Origin of the sequence: Pseudomonas argentinensis, assembly GCF_001839655.2 — a bacterium.
In the GTDB taxonomy this organism is placed as follows: domain Bacteria; phylum Pseudomonadota; class Gammaproteobacteria; order Pseudomonadales; family Pseudomonadaceae; genus Aquipseudomonas; species Aquipseudomonas argentinensis_B.
Map to the genome: position 1 here is coordinate 5,005,827 of NZ_CP056087.1, position 14,657 is coordinate 5,020,483.

Genomic DNA, 14,657 nt, shown 5'->3' on the forward strand with positions numbered 1-14,657 from the left:
ATGGATACGTGGCGCGATCAGACCAGCTTGTGCTCGACCGCGTAGCGCACCAGGTCGGCCACCGAGTGCAGGTTGAGCTTCTGCATCAGCCGCGCCTTGTGGGTGCTGATGGTCTTGCTGCTGAGCGCCAGATGGACGGCGATCTCGTTGACGCCCTCGCCCTGCACCAGGCGCTCGAACACCGAGAACTCACGCTCCGACAGCAACGCATGGGGCGGCCGGGAATCGGTCAGGCCGACCTCGAAGACCATGCGGTCGGCCAGTTCGGGATCGATGTAGCGCCCACCAGCGGCGACCTTGCGGATCGCGGTGAGCAGCAGGGCCGGGTCGCTGTCCTTGGTGGCGTACCCGGCGGCGCCGATCTTCAGGGCGCGGGCGGCCATCTGCGCCTCGTCGTGCATCGACAGGACCAGAATCGCCGGCGCCTGGCTCAGCGCGCGAATCCGCGGAATCGCCTCCAGGCCGTTGACGCCGGGCATGGAGATGTCCAGCAGCACCACCTCGCAGGGCGTGTGCCGCAGGGTTTCCAGCAACTGCTCGCCGTTGCTCGCCTCGCCGACCACCTGCAGGTCACGGGCCATGCCGATCAGTTGCTTGATGCCCTCGCGGACGATGGTGTGGTCTTCGGCCACCAGTACTCGGATCACGGGCTCAACCTCCTAGTCATCGGATGCACACTCGCTCAGCGGCACCCGCACGCGCAACAGAGTACCTTCGCCGGGCCGGCTGTCGAGGCTCAATTGCCCGCCGAGCATCAGCACCCGCTCGCGCATGCCCACCAGGCCGAAGGAATCGGCACGGATGGCAGCCGGGTCGAAGCCGCGGCCATCGTCGCTAATCGACAGGCGCAGGCTGTCGCCCAGCAGTTCCAGGCGCACCGTCACGGTATGCGCCTGGGCGTGGCGCATGACGTTGGTCAGCGATTCCTGAAGGATGCGGAACAGCCCGGTGGCCTTGGCGTCGCTCAGCGGCGGCAGGTGCTCGGGCACTTCGACCAGGCAGGGAATCTGCGTGCGCGCCTCGAAGCGTCGGGCCTGCCATTCGATGGCCGAGGCGATGCCGGCATCCAGGATCGGCGGACGCAGGGCGGTGGCCACGTCACGCACCAGCTGGAACAGGTTGGCGATCAGCTTCTTCATGTTGTCCAGGCGCTCGCGCAGGCCGGGGTCGAGGTCGGCGAAGCCCAGTTCGCACATCGAGGTTTCCAGCTTGAGCACGGTGAGCACCTGGCCAAGCTCGTCGTGCACCTCGCGGGCGATCCGGGCCTTTTCCTCTTCGCGCACGCTTTCCAGGTGGGCGGACAGGTCGCGCAGGCGCGCCTGGGATTCGGCCAGCGCCAGCTCGTTGCGCTTGTTGTCGCTGATGTCCCAGACCACGCCGTCCCAGATCACCCGGCCATCGGCCAGGCGCCGGGCCATGGCCTTGATGTCCACCCAGCGCGATTCGCCGGCCTGGGTGAGCATGCGACCCTGCCAATGCCAGTCGCTGTCGCTGTCGAAGGCCTGGTCCTGGGTGCGGTGGTAGTCGGCCTTGTCGTCCGGGTGCACCAGGCTGCGCAGGCCGTGGCCGGGCGCCAGCAGTGTCGATGCCCGATAGCCGACCAGGCTTTCGCTGCCCTCGCCGATAAAGGCGAACAGCGCCGGGTCGCGCGGCCGCGCGCGCTCCAGGCGAAACACCACGCCCGGCACATTGGCGGCGATGCCCTGCAGGCGCGCCTCGCTTTCCTGCAAGGCGGCCAGGGCGCGGCGGCGTTCGGTCACGTCGGTGATGAACACCACCAGGTATTCGGTATCGCGGTACTGCAGAAAGCTCAGCGACACATCCACCGGCAGGCGGCTGCCGTCGGCGCGCAGGCATTCGGTCTCGAAGCTCGGCGGCCCTTCGTCACCCTTGCGGGCCAAGCGCCACAGGTTGAGCCAGCGATCCATGCTCATGCCCGGTTCGAAATCGCGCAGCGGCCGATCCACCAGCGCGCCGCTGCGGTAACCGAGCATGGTTTCGGCGGCGTGGTTGGCATAGCGCACGTGGCTGTCCCAGTTGACCCAGAGGATGCCCACCGTGCTGTTGTCGATGGAGAACTGCGACAGGCGCAAGGCGTCGCGGGCGATCTCCCGCAGCTCCACCTCGTGGCGCGCGGCGAGCAGGCGAAACTCCAGGGTGTCGCGCTGGCGGCGCAGCCACAGCGCCAGCGCCAGCGCGAACGCCAGCAACAGACCGAGCAGCAGGCTGATGGCACGCCAGAAGCTCGCCGAGCTTTCCTGTTGCAGGTAGCTCGGCGGCAGCCAGCGGTTGTGCAGGTCATCGAGCTCGCGGGCCGACAGGTTGCGCAACGCGACATCGATGATCGCCGACAATTCTGGCAGGTCGCGCCGTGTGGCCACCCGTAGCAGCTGCGGGAAGCCGATATCACCGACGATGGCCAGGCCGAGAAACTCCGGTTCCCGGGACAGGCGACCCAGCTGGGCTTCATCGAGCACCGCGTAGCTGGCTTGCTGATTGACCACCCGCTGCAGCGCCTGGCGCGGGGAATTGGTGATGTCCAGCTTGAGCTTCGGGTAGCTGCTGCGCAGGTAGTCGAGCACCGCATCGGAGCCCTTCAGGGCAACCGGTGAGCGGCCATCGAGCTGTTCCAGATCGACCGCGCCACCGCCGTCACGCTCGCCAACCAGCAGGTGCGAGACACGCAGAAAGGGATCGGAAAACACCCAGCGCCTCAGCCCGGCCGGGGTCTGGCTAAGGCCCGCGGCCAGATCGAGCTGATCGCTGCGCAGCGCCTGTTCCAGTTCCTCCGGCGTTTGGAAGGTGCGCCAGCGCACCTGCACGCCCATCAGCGCGGCCAGGGTGTTGACGATCTCCACGTTGGCGCCGGTCAGACGATGCAGGCGGCGGTCGAGCTGGGCGTAGGGCGGCTGCAGCACCACGCCGGCACGCAGCAGCGGATTGGCGGTGAGCCATTGCTGCTGCGCAGCATCGAAGATGGCCGCCGGCGCCGCTGGCGGCTGATCCGCCCATAGCGTGGTGGGCAGGCTCAGGATCAGGAGGAACAGCCAACGGCGGATCATGCACGGGCACCGAAAACGATTGGGAAGCCGCCGAGCAGAACGCTCGCGGCAGATGCCGCATTAAGCTACATCAGGATCTGACAAATCCACGACAAGTGATTAGGCTGGTTTGACCTACCCGTTCAGGCTTTGCCATGACCCGCCTTCGCCACCTGCCCCGCTACGCCCTGTGCCTGACCCTACTGGCCAGTGTCCTGGCCGCGCACGCCGAACAGAGCCCACCCGCCGAAACCGCCGACAAGGGCGAGGCCAAGCCCGCGCAGCGGGCGCCACTGATCGAGCGCAGCGACCTGGAAGCATCGGCCCTGGAACGTCAACTGGCGGCCAGCGAACAGCAGCAGCTCGATGCCGCCGGCACGACCTTTCTCGCCCTCTGGCGACCGGCCAACGATCCGGCGCCCATGGGGGCGGTGATCCTGATTCCCGGGGATGAAGAGAGTGCCGACGCACCGCCGACCATCGGCCCGCTGCGCCGCAGGTTGCCAGACGCCGGCTGGCACAGCCTGAGCCTGACCCTGCCGGACCCGCAGGGTCCGAACCTGCCCGTGCGAGTCGCCGAGCCGCCTGCGAGCGGCGACGGCAAAGCTGCCGAAGCCCCGGCTGAAAAGGCCCCAGAGCCGGCCACCCCGGCCCCGCCAAGCGAAGCGCCATCGGCTGACGCAGAGGCGGCACGCGCAGCTCACGTGGAACGGGTCTTCGCACGTATCGACGCCGGCATCGCCTTTGCCGGCCAGCAGCAGGCCAAGGTCGTGGTGCTGCTCGGCCATGGCAGCGGCGCCTACTGGGCGGCGCGTTACATCGCCGAGCGCAAGCCCGCCAATGTCACTCATCTGGTGTTGGTGGATACTCGCCAGCCGGAGGGTTTCGACGCGCCGTTCAACGACCTGCTGGCGCAGCTCACCGCCAAGGTCGGCGATTTCTATTACCGCGACGGTGCCAGTGCTCGGCAGGCGGCACTGGCACGCAAACAACTGAGTCAGCGGCAGAAACAGCCTGCCCTGGTGCAGATCAGCCTGGATGCCCTGCCGGGCAATCCCGATGTCGCCCAGGAGCAGCTGTTCCGTCGCCTGCGCGGCTGGCTGGACAAGCACGCCGGCGGCGCCAAGTAGCGCTCAGCGGAAACCGCGGCGCTGGCGAATCAGCGCATAGGCATTGTGCAGTTCACGGGTCGCGTCGGTGGCCTCACGGACCTTCTCGGGCGCCGCACCACTGCCGGCCAGCTTGTCGGGGTGGTGGCGGCTGAGCAGGCGGCGATAGGCCTTCTTGATCTGCTGCACGTCACTTTCCGCCGTCACGCCGAGCAGACGCAGGGCCTGCTGATAGGCGTCGGCGCCCGCGGTCGGCGGGCCGCGACGCGGCGAGTAGCCGGCGCTCAGCGCCTCCTGGGCTTCGGCGGAAACGCCCAGCCACTTGCCCCATAACAGGATCAGTTCGCGCTCGGCCTGGCCCACCTTGCCATCGGCCCAGGCCATGCGCCAGCAGGCGCGCAACAGTTCCTGGGCCTCGCTGCGGCGGCGTTGCAACGGGCCACGCAGGCTGTCCTGGCCGGTCTTGCCGCGCGAGAAGGCCTCGATGGCTGCCGCCCTGCCTGCCTCGCCCAGCGCCAGGCGCTGCATCTCGGCGCGGGCCTGACGAATGTGCGCCTGCTGCACCACGCCATCGCTCTTGGCCAGGCGCCCCAGCATGACGAACAGCAAGGCGTCATCAGCCACGGCGGACCTGCCCACCAGCCGCTCGCCCAGGGTTTTCCAGCCGCGCAGGCCCAGGCGCCGATCCAGCACCTGGCCGAGCAGGCCGCCGAGCAACAGACCGGGAATGCTTGCCAGGGCGTAGCCGGCCAGCGCCCCCACCAAGGTCAGCGGCCAGTACATCAGCACTCGTCCTGCAGCAGCGATTCCACTTCGGCCAGGCGCTCGTGGGTGCCGACATCCACCCAGCGGCCGGTGAAGCGCTCGCCCGTCACCTGCCGGCCTGCCATCGCCTGCCTCAATAAGGGCGCGAGCTTGAACGCGCCGGGCTGGCAGCCGGCGAACAGCACCGGGCTGAGCACCGCGATGCCGCTGTAGGTGAGGCTGTCAGCATCCGCTGCGGCATCCGCTACCCGCCCCTCGGCGAGGCAAAAGTCCCCCGTCGGGTGATGGGCGGGATTGTCCACCAGCACCAGGTGAGCCTTTTCGGAAAAGGGCCTGCGCAGGGCCGAAAAATCGTAGTCGGTGAAGATATCGCCGTTGACCACCACGAACGGCTCCTCGCCGAGCAGCGGCAGCGCCTTGAAGATACCGCCGCCGGTTTCCAGCGGCTCGCCTTCGGCCGAGTAACGGATGCGCACGCCGTAGCGTTCGCCCTCACCCAGATAGTCCTCGATCTGCTGACCGAGCCAGGCGTGATTGACCACCAGCTCGCTGAATCCAGCACGAGCCAGGGCGCGTACGTGGTATTCGATCAACGGCACGCCGGCGGCCCGCACCAGGGGTTTGGGTGTATGCAAGGTCAGCGGCCGCAGCCGCTCACCCTTGCCGGCGGCCAGAATCATCGCCTTCATCGAGTGGCCTCCGCAGCGCTTTTCAGCTGCGCGATCAGCTCGCCAAGCTCGGCCAGCTCCGGACGTCGCTCGAGCACCGCGTCTATATAGGCGAAGAAGCGTGGCACGTCGCTCAGGTAACGCGGCTTGCCGTCACGGTGGCAGATGCGCGCGAAAATGCCGATCACCTTGAGGTGGCGCTGCACGCCCATCAGGTCGCTGGCGCGCAGGAAGTCTGCGATGTCTTCCTGAACAGCAACGCCCGCCGCAAGGGCCTTGCGCCAATACCCCTCGAGCCAGCCCTGCACACGTGCCTCCGGCCAGCTGAGAAAGGCGTCCTTGAACAGGCTGGTGATGTCGTAGGTAACCGGGCCGTAAACGGCATCCTGGAAATCCAGCACGCCGGGGTTGGGCACGCTGAGCATCAGGTTGCGTGGCATGTAGTCGCGGTGCACCAGCACCTTGGGCTGCGCCAGGGCGCTGTCGATCAGCAAGGTGCAGATGCGCTGCCAGGCCGCCTGCTGATCGGCATCGAGGGTAAGGCCGAGCTCGCGGGCGACGTACCAATCCGGAAACAATTGCAGCTCGCGGCGCAGCAAGGCGTCGTCATAGTGCGGCAGGCCGGCGTCCATCGGCAGTTGCTGATAGGCCAGCAAGGCATCGATGGCGGGCGCAAACAGCTGATCGGCATTGTCGCTGTCGATCACCTCCAGGTAGGTCTGGCGGCCCAGGTCACTGAGCAGCAGAAAACCCTGTTCGAGATCCGCGGCATGGATCTGCGGTACGTTCAGCCCGGCGCGGGCGAGCAGATTGGCCACCTCGACGAAGGGCCTGCAGTTCTCCTGAGGCGGTGGCGCGTCCATCAGGATCAGGCTGCGATCATCCGCCTCCCAGCGGAAATAACGGCGAAAACTGGCGTCGCTGCTGGCCGGCTGCAGCACGGCAGCCGGCACCTCGCCCCAGCCGTTGGAAGCGAACAGGGCCTGCAGCTGCGGCTCGAGCCATTGCTGCAGGCGTTGCAAACGTACATCGTGATCAGGCATTGCAAGGGTCTCCGACGGCGCTAGCCGTTGCGCGGGTCATGCTTTATTATCCAGCATCTTTTTCAGCCCATCGAGAGGCGTGCGGCCCCTGGGCCAAAAGCGCACAGGAAGCCCGGAAAACAAGATGGCAGTAAAATACCCCGCTTTTCGCAAGAAATTCCCGCTTCTGGTAACGGGTGGCCTGTTGGCCCTGCAGCCCTTCGCCAGCCCATTCGCCACCGCTGCCGAACAATTCGACTGCCAGGCTTCGCCAACCGGCGGTTGGGCCTGTGCACCGAAATCCAGCACCGCCAACCTGCCGAGCCGACCGACCCACAGCGCCAACTCGGTCAGCGCGGGTACGGGGGCGACGGCTGCCGCCCAACCTGATACCAAGGCCGCACCAACGCAAGTGACCGAAGCCGGTGGCCGTGCCCTGGCCTCGCGCAGCGCCGACTATAGCCACCTGGACTGGGTACCGCGCGAGGAGCTGACCAGCGCACAGCTGGCGGAGATCGGCCCGGCCTGCTCCGGCGCTTACATCGAGCCTAGCCGCCCGGGCATGAACGACACCACGCCGATGAGCGAAGCGCCGATGTTCGTCTCGGCCAAGGCTTCGCGCTATCAGCAGGAAGAGCAGGTCGCGACCCTCGCCGGTGACGTGGTGGTGCACCAGGCCGGCATGCAGGTCGAGGCCGACGAGGCCAACCTGCACCAGGCCGAGAACCGTGGCGAGCTGGTCGGCAATGTCCGCCTGCGCGACAAGGGCGCCCTGGTGGTGGGTGACCGTGGCGAGCTGCAACTGGACAACGGCGAAGCGCGCATCGACAACGCCGAGTTCGTGATGCACGCCGCCCACGTGCGCGGCAGCGCCGCCTACGCCAAGCGTGAAGAAACCGCGATCATTCGCCTCAAGGACGGTACCTATACCAGTTGCGAACCGGGCAGCAATGCCTGGCACCTGACCGGTAACAACATCACCCTGAACCCGGCCACCGGCTTCGGCACCGCGACCAACGTCACGCTGCGGGTCAAGGATTTTCCGGTGTTCTACACGCCGTACATCTACTTCCCGATCGACGACCGTCGCCAGTCCGGCTTCCTGCCGCCGAGCTTCGGCAGCTCGGGCAGCAACGGCCTGACCCTGCAGACCCCGTACTACTTCAACCTGGCGCCGAACTTCGACGCCACGCTGTACCCGACCTACATGGCCAAGCGCGGCCTGCTGATGGAAGGCGAGTACCGCTACCTGACCCGCAATAGCGAGGGCCAGGTCGGCGCCGCCTACCTGGACGACCAGGAAGACGAGCGCGAGCTGCAGTCGGACTACAAGGACCAGCGCTGGATGTACAGCTGGCAGCACAAGCAGGGCCTCAATGATCGCCTGCTGGCCGAGGTCGACTACACCGATATCAGCGACCCCTACTACTTCCAGGACCTAAATACGGATCTGGGTATTGATAACACGCGATACGTCAATCAGCGCGGCACCCTGACCTGGCGCGGCGATAGCTACACCGCGCGGTTCAATGCCCATGCTTACGAGCTGGCCACCATTACCGATCTGACCCCTTATAACCGTCTGCCGCAGATCACCCTCGATGGCAAGCTGCCCTTCCAGCCAGGTGGTTTGAACTTTACCTATGGCACGGAGCTGGTGCGCTTCGATCGTGATCTGCGCAGCGGCAATTTCGTCAACGAAGACGGTGTATCCGAGGGGCTTTGGTATGACGCCCGACTACGCGGCCTGAAACGCGCCAACGGTACGCGCCTGCACGTCGAGCCAGGCGTCAGCCTGCCGCTGGACTGGAGCTGGGGCTTTATCATACCCCAGGTCAAGTACGCCTACACCCAGTACGACCTCGACCTCGACTCCATTGGGAGAGATCCAAGCCGCGGTGGTATCGCCGACTTCGACAGCAACCAGAACCGCAGTGTGCCGATCCTCAGCGTCGACAGCGGCCTGTATTTCGACCGAGGTACCACGCTCTTTGGCAACCCAACCCGGCAAACGCTTGAACCGCGCCTGTTCTATCTCTACGTCCCCGAGGAAGATCAGTCCGATATTCCGGTTTTCGACACTGGCCTTAGTAGCTTCAATTATTCCTCGCTGTGGCGCGAAAACCGTTTCAGCGGCAAGGATCGTATCGGTGACGAGAACAAACTGTCTTTGGGCGTGACCAGTCGCTGGATCGAAGCGAACGGCTTCGAGCGCCAGCGCTTCAGCATCGGCCAGGCCTTCTATTTCGAAGACCGAAAGGTGCAGATGCCGGATATCGACTATCGCACTCGCGACGAAGCGCAGTCGTCGGTATCGCCCTACGCTCTGGAGTATATGTATCGCTACAATCAGGACTGGCGCTTTACGTCAGACTTCAATTGGGATCCCGATACCCATCGTACCCGCTCCGGTAGCGCGATGTTCCACTACCAGCCCGCAGACAACCCACGCAAAGTGATCAACGCTGGGTATCGTTATCGCAACGACACTTTGAGGTACGACCAGAGTACAGGCGAGTGGAGTTACGGCGGCGACTATGGCAGGCCTACCCTGCCAAATGGCTCACCGAACCCGAACTACATCAAGGACTACTACAAGATCAGCCAGCATGACTTCTCGGTCATCTGGCCAATCGGCCCGCAGTGGAGCCTGATCTCGCGCTGGCAGTACGACTACGGCCGCAACCGCACCCTGGAAGCCTTTGGCGGCTTCGAGTACGACAGTTGCTGCTGGAAGCTGCGCGTCATCAACCGCTACTGGATCGACTACGACGAGGTCAGCCTCAACCCCTCGCGCAACGACGAACCAGACAGCGGCATCTTCCTGCAGATCGTCCTCAAAGGCCTGGGTGGCGTGACTGGCAACAACGTTGAGACATTCCTCGACCAAGGCATTCAAGGTTACCGTGAACGTGAAGAGCAAGCTCGCTGAGTGCGTGCGCCCGCTGCTGCTGGGCGCACTGTTTCTGGGTACCGCGGCGCACGCCGATGTACAGCCTCTCAACCGCGTGGTGGCGATCGTCGATAACGACGTGATCATGCAGACCCAGCTCGACGCCCGGGTGCGCGAGGTGCAACAGACCATCGCCAAGCGCGGCGCCGAGGTGCCGCCGGCCAACGTACTGACCCAGCAGGTGCTGGATCGCCTGATCCTGGAAAACATCCAGTTGCAGATGGGCGAGCGCTCCGGCATTCGCATCAGCGACGAAGAACTCAACCAGGCCATGGCCACCATTGCCCAGCGCAACGGCATGACCCTCGAGCAATTCCGCGACGCCCTGGCGAAGGACGGCCTGTCGTTCAACGACGCCCGCGACCAGGTGTCCCGCGAGATGATCATCAGCCGTGTGCGCCAGCGCCGTGTGGCCGAGCGCATTCAGGTCACCGAGCAGGAAGTGAAGAACTTCCTCGCCTCCGACCTGGGCAAGATGCAGTTGTCCGAAGAGTTCCACCTGGCCAATATCGTCATTGCGGTTCAGGAAGATGCCTCCTCCGATGCGCTGCAAGCTGCCGAGCGCCGCGCCCAGGACATCTACCAGCAAGCGCGCCAGGGCGCCGAGTTCGGTCAGCTGGCGATCGCCAACTCGGCCAGTGAAACGGCGCTGGACGGTGGCGACATGGGCTGGCGCAAAGCGGCACAGTTGCCGCCGCCATTCGACGCCATGATCAGCGCCATGAACGTTGGCGATGTCACCGAGCCGATCCGCACCCCAGGTGGTTTCATCCTCCTCAAGGTGCTGGAAAAGCGTGGCGGTGAGGCCGCGGCGGTGCGCGAGGAAGTGAACGTGCGCCACATCCTGATCAAGCCGAGCGAAATCCGCACCGACGCGGAAGCCAAGGTACTGGCCGAGCGCCTGTATCAGCGCATCGAGTCCGGAGAGGACTTCGCCGAACTGGCGAAGAACTTCTCCGAAGACCCGGGCTCGGCCCTCAACGGCGGCAGCCTGAGCTGGATCGACCCGAATGCCCTGGTACCGGAGTTCCGCGAGGTAATGAACAACACCGCCAGCGGCGAGGTTTCCAAGCCGTTCAAGAGCCAGTTCGGCTGGCACGTGCTGCAGGTCATGGGCCGTCGCGCAACCGACAGCAGCGAGCAGATGCGCGAGCAACAGGCGCTGAATCTGCTGCGCAACCGCAAGTACGAAGAAGAGCTGCAAACCTGGCTGCGTCAGATTCGCGACGAAGCCTATGTGGAGATCAAGCTGTAAACCAGCCTGAAACCACGAAGCCCGGCCCTGTGCCGGGCTTTTTCATTTGCGCGTAAGCTAGCATCACCAGCGCCTGCCCTCGAGACCGGATCATGCCCCATAACCTGCGCTTCGCCCTCACCCCTGGAGAACCTGCCGGCATCGGCCCGGATCTGTGCCTGCTGCTTGCCCGGCAGCAACAGGCCCACGCGCTGATCTGCGTGGCCAGCCGTGCACTGATGCAAGCGCGCGCGCTGGAGCTGGGGCTGCAGATCAAGCTGATCGACACCGCGCCTGATGACTGGCCAGCCCAGCCCGCCCCAGCAGGCAGCCTGTACGTCTGGGATACGCCGCTCGGCGAGCCGGCGGTCGCCGGTGAGCTCAACAAAGCCAATGCCGCCTACGTTCTGCAAACCCTGACCCGAGCGGCCCAGGGCTGCCTGGACGGCAGCTTCGCCGGGCTGGTCACCGCCCCGGTGCACAAGGGCATCATCAATGAGGCGGGGACGGCGTTCTCCGGTCATACCGAATTTCTCGCCGACCTGACCGGTACCCCCCAGGTGGTGATGATGCTGGCAACCCGCGGCCTACGGGTCGCCCTGGTCACCACCCACCTGCCGCTCAAGGACGTGGCCAGTGCCATCACCACCGAGCGTCTGCAGCGGGTGACGCGCATCCTCCACGCCGACCTGCGCGACAAGTTCGGCATTGCATCACCGCGCATCCTGATCTGCGGCCTCAACCCCCATGCCGGCGAAGGCGGCCACCTGGGGCGCGAGGAGATCGAGGTCATCGAGCCTGCGCTGCAGCAGCTGCGCGGCGAAGGTATGGACCTGATCGGCCCGCTGCCGGCCGATACGCTGTTCACCCCCAAGCACCTGGAACACTGTGATGCGGCGCTTGCCATGTATCACGACCAGGGCCTGCCGGTGCTCAAGTACAAGGGCTTTGGTGCGGCGGTGAACGTGACCCTGGGCCTGCCGATCATCCGCACCTCGGTCGACCACGGCACAGCGCTGGACCTTGCCGGCACCGGGCGCATCGACTGCGGCAGCCTGCAGGTCGCCCTGGAAACCGCCTACGAGATGGCTCAAGGCAGCCGCAAGCTGCAAGCGACAAGCCACAAGTAGAAGCGCTTTCCCTGCTAAACTGGGCGTTTTCGCCTGACCGCTTTACGCGCTTGCTTGATGCTTGCAGCTTGAAGCCTGGAGCTGCTTCTCAGATGTCCGAGCCTTACCAACACCGCGCGCGCAAGCGCTTCGGCCAGAACTTCCTCCATGACGCCGGGGTGATTCACCGCATCCTGCGCGCCATCCACGCCCGCGACAGCGAGCACCTGCTGGAGATCGGCCCGGGCCAGGGCGCACTCACCGAGGGTCTGCTCAACAGCGGCGCGCAGCTCGACGTGATCGAACTGGACCTCGACCTGATTCCGATCCTGCAAGCCAGGTTCGCAGAACAGCCGCGCTTTCGCCTGAACCAGGGCGATGCCCTGAAATTCGACTTCTCCAGCCTGCAGGCAGCGCCCAACAGCCTGCGGGTGGTCGGCAACCTGCCCTACAACATCTCCACGCCGCTGATTTTCCATCTGCTGGACAACGCCCACCTGATCCGCGACATGCACTTCATGCTGCAGAAGGAAGTGGTCGAGCGCCTGGCTGCAGGCCCGGGTGGCGGCGACTGGGGGCGGCTGTCGATCATGGTGCAGTACCACTGCCAGGTGGAGCACCTGTTCAACGTCGGCCCCGGCGCGTTCAACCCACCACCCAAGGTCGACTCGGCCATCGTGCGTCTGGTGCCCCATCAGGTGCTGCCGCACCCGGCCAAGGATCACCGACTGCTCGAACGCGTGGTGCGCGAAGCCTTCAACCAGCGCCGCAAGACGTTGCGCAATACCCTCAAGGCGCTGCTGCCGGCCAGCGAGATCGAGGCAGCCGGCGTCGACGGCAGCCTGCGCCCGGAACAGCTGGACCTGGCCGCCTTCGTGCGCCTGGCCGACCAGCTGGCCCAGCAACCCGCGCCTTCGCCCACCTGATTGATCGAGTGCCCATGTCCGACCCTCGTTACCAGATCGACGTCACCATCGTCACCCGCTACCTGGCGGAGCAGTCGCAGCCCGAGCAGAGCCGTTTCGCCTTTGCCTACGACGTGACCATCCATAACGCCGGTGAGCTGCCAGCCCAGCTGCTGGCGCGCCACTGGGTGATCACCGATGGCAATGGCCAGGTTCAGGAAGTGCGCGGCCCGGGCGTGATCGGTGAACAGCCGCTGATCGCCCCCGGTGAAAGCCATCGCTACAGCAGCGGCACGCTCCTGGCCACCCAGGTCGGCACCATGCAGGGCAGCTATCAGATGCTGGCTGACGATGGCCAGCGCTTCGATGCACCCATCGCGCCCTTCCGTCTCGCCGTCCCCGGGGCGCTGCACTAAGGGTCTACCCCCGTTTCGTTCGTGGCCGCGCCGGAGCCATTTTTTGCGCGAGGCAAGGCATGAGGAGAGAAGTTTGGTTATTCCAAATGAACGACGAATAACGCAGCATCGCGCAAAAAGTGGCCCGGCCCTTCGGGTTGCGCGAAAAATTGCACCATGCCGCGTTGCGAGGCTTGGCAAGGGAGCGACCATTACCTGCGCCTCACGCCTTACCTGGTGCAATTTTTCGCAGCAACGCGGCTCACGACGAAACGGGGGTAGACCCTAATGGCTACCTATGCCGTCGGCGACCTGCAGGGTTGCCTGAAACCGCTGCAATGCCTGCTTGAACGCGTGGCCTTCGATCCTGCCCGCGATCGGCTGTGGCTGGTGGGTGACCTGGTCAACCGCGGTCCGGCGTCCCTGGAGACCCTGCGCTATCTCTATGGCATGCGCGAGGCGCTGGTCTGCGTACTGGGCAATCACGACCTGCACCTGCTCGCCGCCTCGCGCAATATCGAACGCCTCAAGCGCGGTGACACCCTGCGCGAGATCCTCGAGGCGCCGGATCGTGACGAGCTGCTGGATTGGCTGCGCCAGCAGAAGCTGCTGCATTATGACGGGCAGCGCGATACCGCCCTGGTGCACGCTGGCATACCGCCGCAATGGACCATCGACAAAGCGCTGCGCCGCGCTGCCGAAGTCGAGAACGCGCTACGCGACGACGCCCTGTACCCGATGTTCCTGGACGGCATGTACGGTAACGAGCCGGCACGCTGGGACAAGGAACTGCACGGCATCGCCCGGCTGCGGGTGATCACCAACTATTTCACCCGCATGCGCTTCTGCAAGGCCGACGGCACCCTGGACCTGAAGAGCAAGGAGGGCCTGGACAGCGCACCACCCGGCTACCTGCCCTGGTTCAGCCACCCACAGCGCAAGACCTACGCTCAGAAGATCATCTTCGGTCACTGGGCGGCCCTGGAAGGCCACTGCGACGAACCCGGCGTGTTCGCCCTGGATTCAGGCTGCGTGTGGGGCGGTACCATGACCCTGATGAATATCGATAGCGGCGAGTATCATCGCTGCGACTGTAGCGAGGAGACAGCATGAGCGAGTTCAAACGCATCGCCCCCGAGCAGGCCCAGGCACTGCGAGAGAGAGGCGCCGTGGTCGTCGATATCCGCGATCCGCAGAGTTTCGCCGCCGGGCACATCTGCGACTCCGAGCACCTGGACAACTATTCGCTGGCCGATTTCATCGCCAAGGCCGACCTCGACGCGCCGCTGATCGTCACCTGCTATCACGGCAACTCCAGCCAGAGCGCCGCCGCTTATCTGGTCGGCCAGGGCTTCTCCGAGGTGTACAGCCTCGACGGCGGCTTCGAGCTGTGGCGCAGCACCTACCCGCAGGACACTGAATCCAGCCAGGCGGACTGAACGATGCCGGCCGGCCA

At 65.4% G+C, this 14,657-nt stretch carries 13 protein-coding genes; 8 read left to right on the forward strand and 5 right to left on the reverse strand.

The annotated features are described in order from the left end of the window. Window positions 1-17: 17 nt before the first annotated feature. Window positions 18-647 carry a response regulator transcription factor gene (locus SA190iCDA_RS22795; RefSeq protein ID WP_070886135.1) on the reverse strand — a complete coding sequence of 210 codons (630 nt, stop codon included), beginning with the start codon at window positions 645-647 and terminating at the stop codon, window positions 18-20. 12 nt (window positions 648-659) lie between these two features. Continuing rightward, a complete protein-coding gene (locus SA190iCDA_RS22800; RefSeq protein ID WP_070886134.1) occupies window positions 660-3,062 on the reverse strand; it encodes a PAS domain-containing sensor histidine kinase in 2,403 nt (800 codons plus the stop codon). A gap of 134 nt (window positions 3,063-3,196) precedes the next feature. Here SA190iCDA_RS22800 and SA190iCDA_RS22805 point away from each other — a divergent pair, with 134 nt between their 5' ends. Then, window positions 3,197-4,171, forward strand: coding sequence for an alpha/beta hydrolase family protein (locus tag SA190iCDA_RS22805; RefSeq protein ID WP_070886133.1), 975 nt, complete (start codon window positions 3,197-3,199; stop codon window positions 4,169-4,171). Window positions 4,172-4,174: 3 nt separating this feature from the next. On the opposite strand, the gene SA190iCDA_RS22810 is transcribed toward SA190iCDA_RS22805, so the two are convergent. The 3 genes from SA190iCDA_RS22810 to SA190iCDA_RS22820 are packed head-to-tail and all read right to left on the reverse strand — an operon-like array spanning window position 4,175 to window position 6,626. Beyond that, window positions 4,175-4,933, reverse strand: coding sequence for a TerB family tellurite resistance protein (locus SA190iCDA_RS22810; protein WP_070886132.1), 759 nt, complete (start codon window positions 4,931-4,933; stop codon window positions 4,175-4,177). Beyond that, window positions 4,933-5,604 carry an N-acetylmuramate alpha-1-phosphate uridylyltransferase MurU gene (murU, locus tag SA190iCDA_RS22815; protein WP_070886131.1) on the reverse strand — a complete coding sequence of 224 codons (672 nt, stop codon included), beginning with the start codon at window positions 5,602-5,604 and terminating at the stop codon, window positions 4,933-4,935. Before murU ends, SA190iCDA_RS22810 begins: the two co-directional genes overlap by 1 nt. Further along, window positions 5,601-6,626 carry an aminoglycoside phosphotransferase family protein gene (locus tag SA190iCDA_RS22820; RefSeq protein WP_070886130.1) on the reverse strand — a complete coding sequence of 342 codons (1,026 nt, stop codon included), beginning with the start codon at window positions 6,624-6,626 and terminating at the stop codon, window positions 5,601-5,603. Before SA190iCDA_RS22820 ends, murU begins: the two co-directional genes overlap by 4 nt. A gap of 124 nt (window positions 6,627-6,750) precedes the next feature. Between SA190iCDA_RS22820 and SA190iCDA_RS22825 the strand changes: the two genes are divergently transcribed. From SA190iCDA_RS22825 to glpE, 7 genes are all read left to right on the forward strand, one after another. Continuing rightward, on the forward strand, window positions 6,751-9,537 hold the full coding sequence (locus tag SA190iCDA_RS22825) for an LPS-assembly protein LptD (protein WP_070886129.1): 2,787 nt from the start codon (window positions 6,751-6,753) through the stop codon (window positions 9,535-9,537). Then, a complete protein-coding gene (locus tag SA190iCDA_RS22830) occupies window positions 9,512-10,813 on the forward strand; it encodes a peptidylprolyl isomerase (RefSeq protein ID WP_070886128.1) in 1,302 nt (433 codons plus the stop codon). Before SA190iCDA_RS22825 ends, SA190iCDA_RS22830 begins: the two co-directional genes overlap by 26 nt. Before the next feature lie 92 nt (window positions 10,814-10,905). Continuing rightward, on the forward strand, window positions 10,906-11,922 hold the full coding sequence (gene pdxA / locus SA190iCDA_RS22835; RefSeq protein WP_070886127.1) for a 4-hydroxythreonine-4-phosphate dehydrogenase PdxA: 1,017 nt from the start codon (window positions 10,906-10,908) through the stop codon (window positions 11,920-11,922). A gap of 92 nt (window positions 11,923-12,014) precedes the next feature. Further along, a complete protein-coding gene (gene rsmA, locus SA190iCDA_RS22840; protein WP_070886126.1) occupies window positions 12,015-12,827 on the forward strand; it encodes a 16S rRNA (adenine(1518)-N(6)/adenine(1519)-N(6))-dimethyltransferase RsmA in 813 nt (270 codons plus the stop codon). Between the two features lie 14 nt (window positions 12,828-12,841). Next, window positions 12,842-13,222 (forward strand): Co2+/Mg2+ efflux protein ApaG, encoded by a 381-nt coding sequence (apaG, locus tag SA190iCDA_RS22845; protein ID WP_070886125.1) that lies wholly within the window; start codon window positions 12,842-12,844, stop codon window positions 13,220-13,222. A 267-nt stretch (window positions 13,223-13,489) separates the two neighbouring features. Next, a complete protein-coding gene (locus SA190iCDA_RS22850; RefSeq protein WP_070886124.1) occupies window positions 13,490-14,314 on the forward strand; it encodes a symmetrical bis(5'-nucleosyl)-tetraphosphatase in 825 nt (274 codons plus the stop codon). Continuing rightward, window positions 14,311-14,640: a thiosulfate sulfurtransferase GlpE gene (gene glpE / locus SA190iCDA_RS22855; RefSeq protein WP_070886123.1), complete on the forward strand. Its 330-nt coding sequence runs from the start codon at window positions 14,311-14,313 to the stop codon at window positions 14,638-14,640. The genes SA190iCDA_RS22850 and glpE overlap by 4 nt, the downstream gene beginning before the upstream one ends. Window positions 14,641-14,657 lie beyond the last annotated feature (17 nt).

What these genes read in the sequence shown, in the direction of transcription:
- SA190iCDA_RS22800 (WP_070886134.1), bottom strand. Translation starts at nt 3,062, where the DNA reads ATGATCCGCCGTTGGCTGTTCCTCCTGATCCTGAGCCTGCCCACCACG.
- SA190iCDA_RS22805 (WP_070886133.1), top strand. Translation starts at nt 3,197, where the DNA reads ATGACCCGCCTTCGCCACCTGCCCCGCTACGCCCTGTGCCTGACCCTA.
- SA190iCDA_RS22810 (WP_070886132.1), bottom strand. Translation starts at nt 4,933, where the DNA reads ATGTACTGGCCGCTGACCTTGGTGGGGGCGCTGGCCGGCTACGCCCTG.
- murU (WP_070886131.1), bottom strand. Translation starts at nt 5,604, where the DNA reads ATGAAGGCGATGATTCTGGCCGCCGGCAAGGGTGAGCGGCTGCGGCCG.
- SA190iCDA_RS22820 (WP_070886130.1), bottom strand. Translation starts at nt 6,626, where the DNA reads ATGCCTGATCACGATGTACGTTTGCAACGCCTGCAGCAATGGCTCGAG.
- SA190iCDA_RS22825 (WP_070886129.1), top strand. Translation starts at nt 6,751, where the DNA reads ATGGCAGTAAAATACCCCGCTTTTCGCAAGAAATTCCCGCTTCTGGTA.
- pdxA (WP_070886127.1), top strand. Translation starts at nt 10,906, where the DNA reads ATGCCCCATAACCTGCGCTTCGCCCTCACCCCTGGAGAACCTGCCGGC.
- rsmA (WP_070886126.1), top strand. Translation starts at nt 12,015, where the DNA reads ATGTCCGAGCCTTACCAACACCGCGCGCGCAAGCGCTTCGGCCAGAAC.
- apaG (WP_070886125.1), top strand. Translation starts at nt 12,842, where the DNA reads ATGTCCGACCCTCGTTACCAGATCGACGTCACCATCGTCACCCGCTAC.
- SA190iCDA_RS22850 (WP_070886124.1), top strand. Translation starts at nt 13,490, where the DNA reads ATGGCTACCTATGCCGTCGGCGACCTGCAGGGTTGCCTGAAACCGCTG.
- glpE (WP_070886123.1), top strand. Translation starts at nt 14,311, where the DNA reads ATGAGCGAGTTCAAACGCATCGCCCCCGAGCAGGCCCAGGCACTGCGA.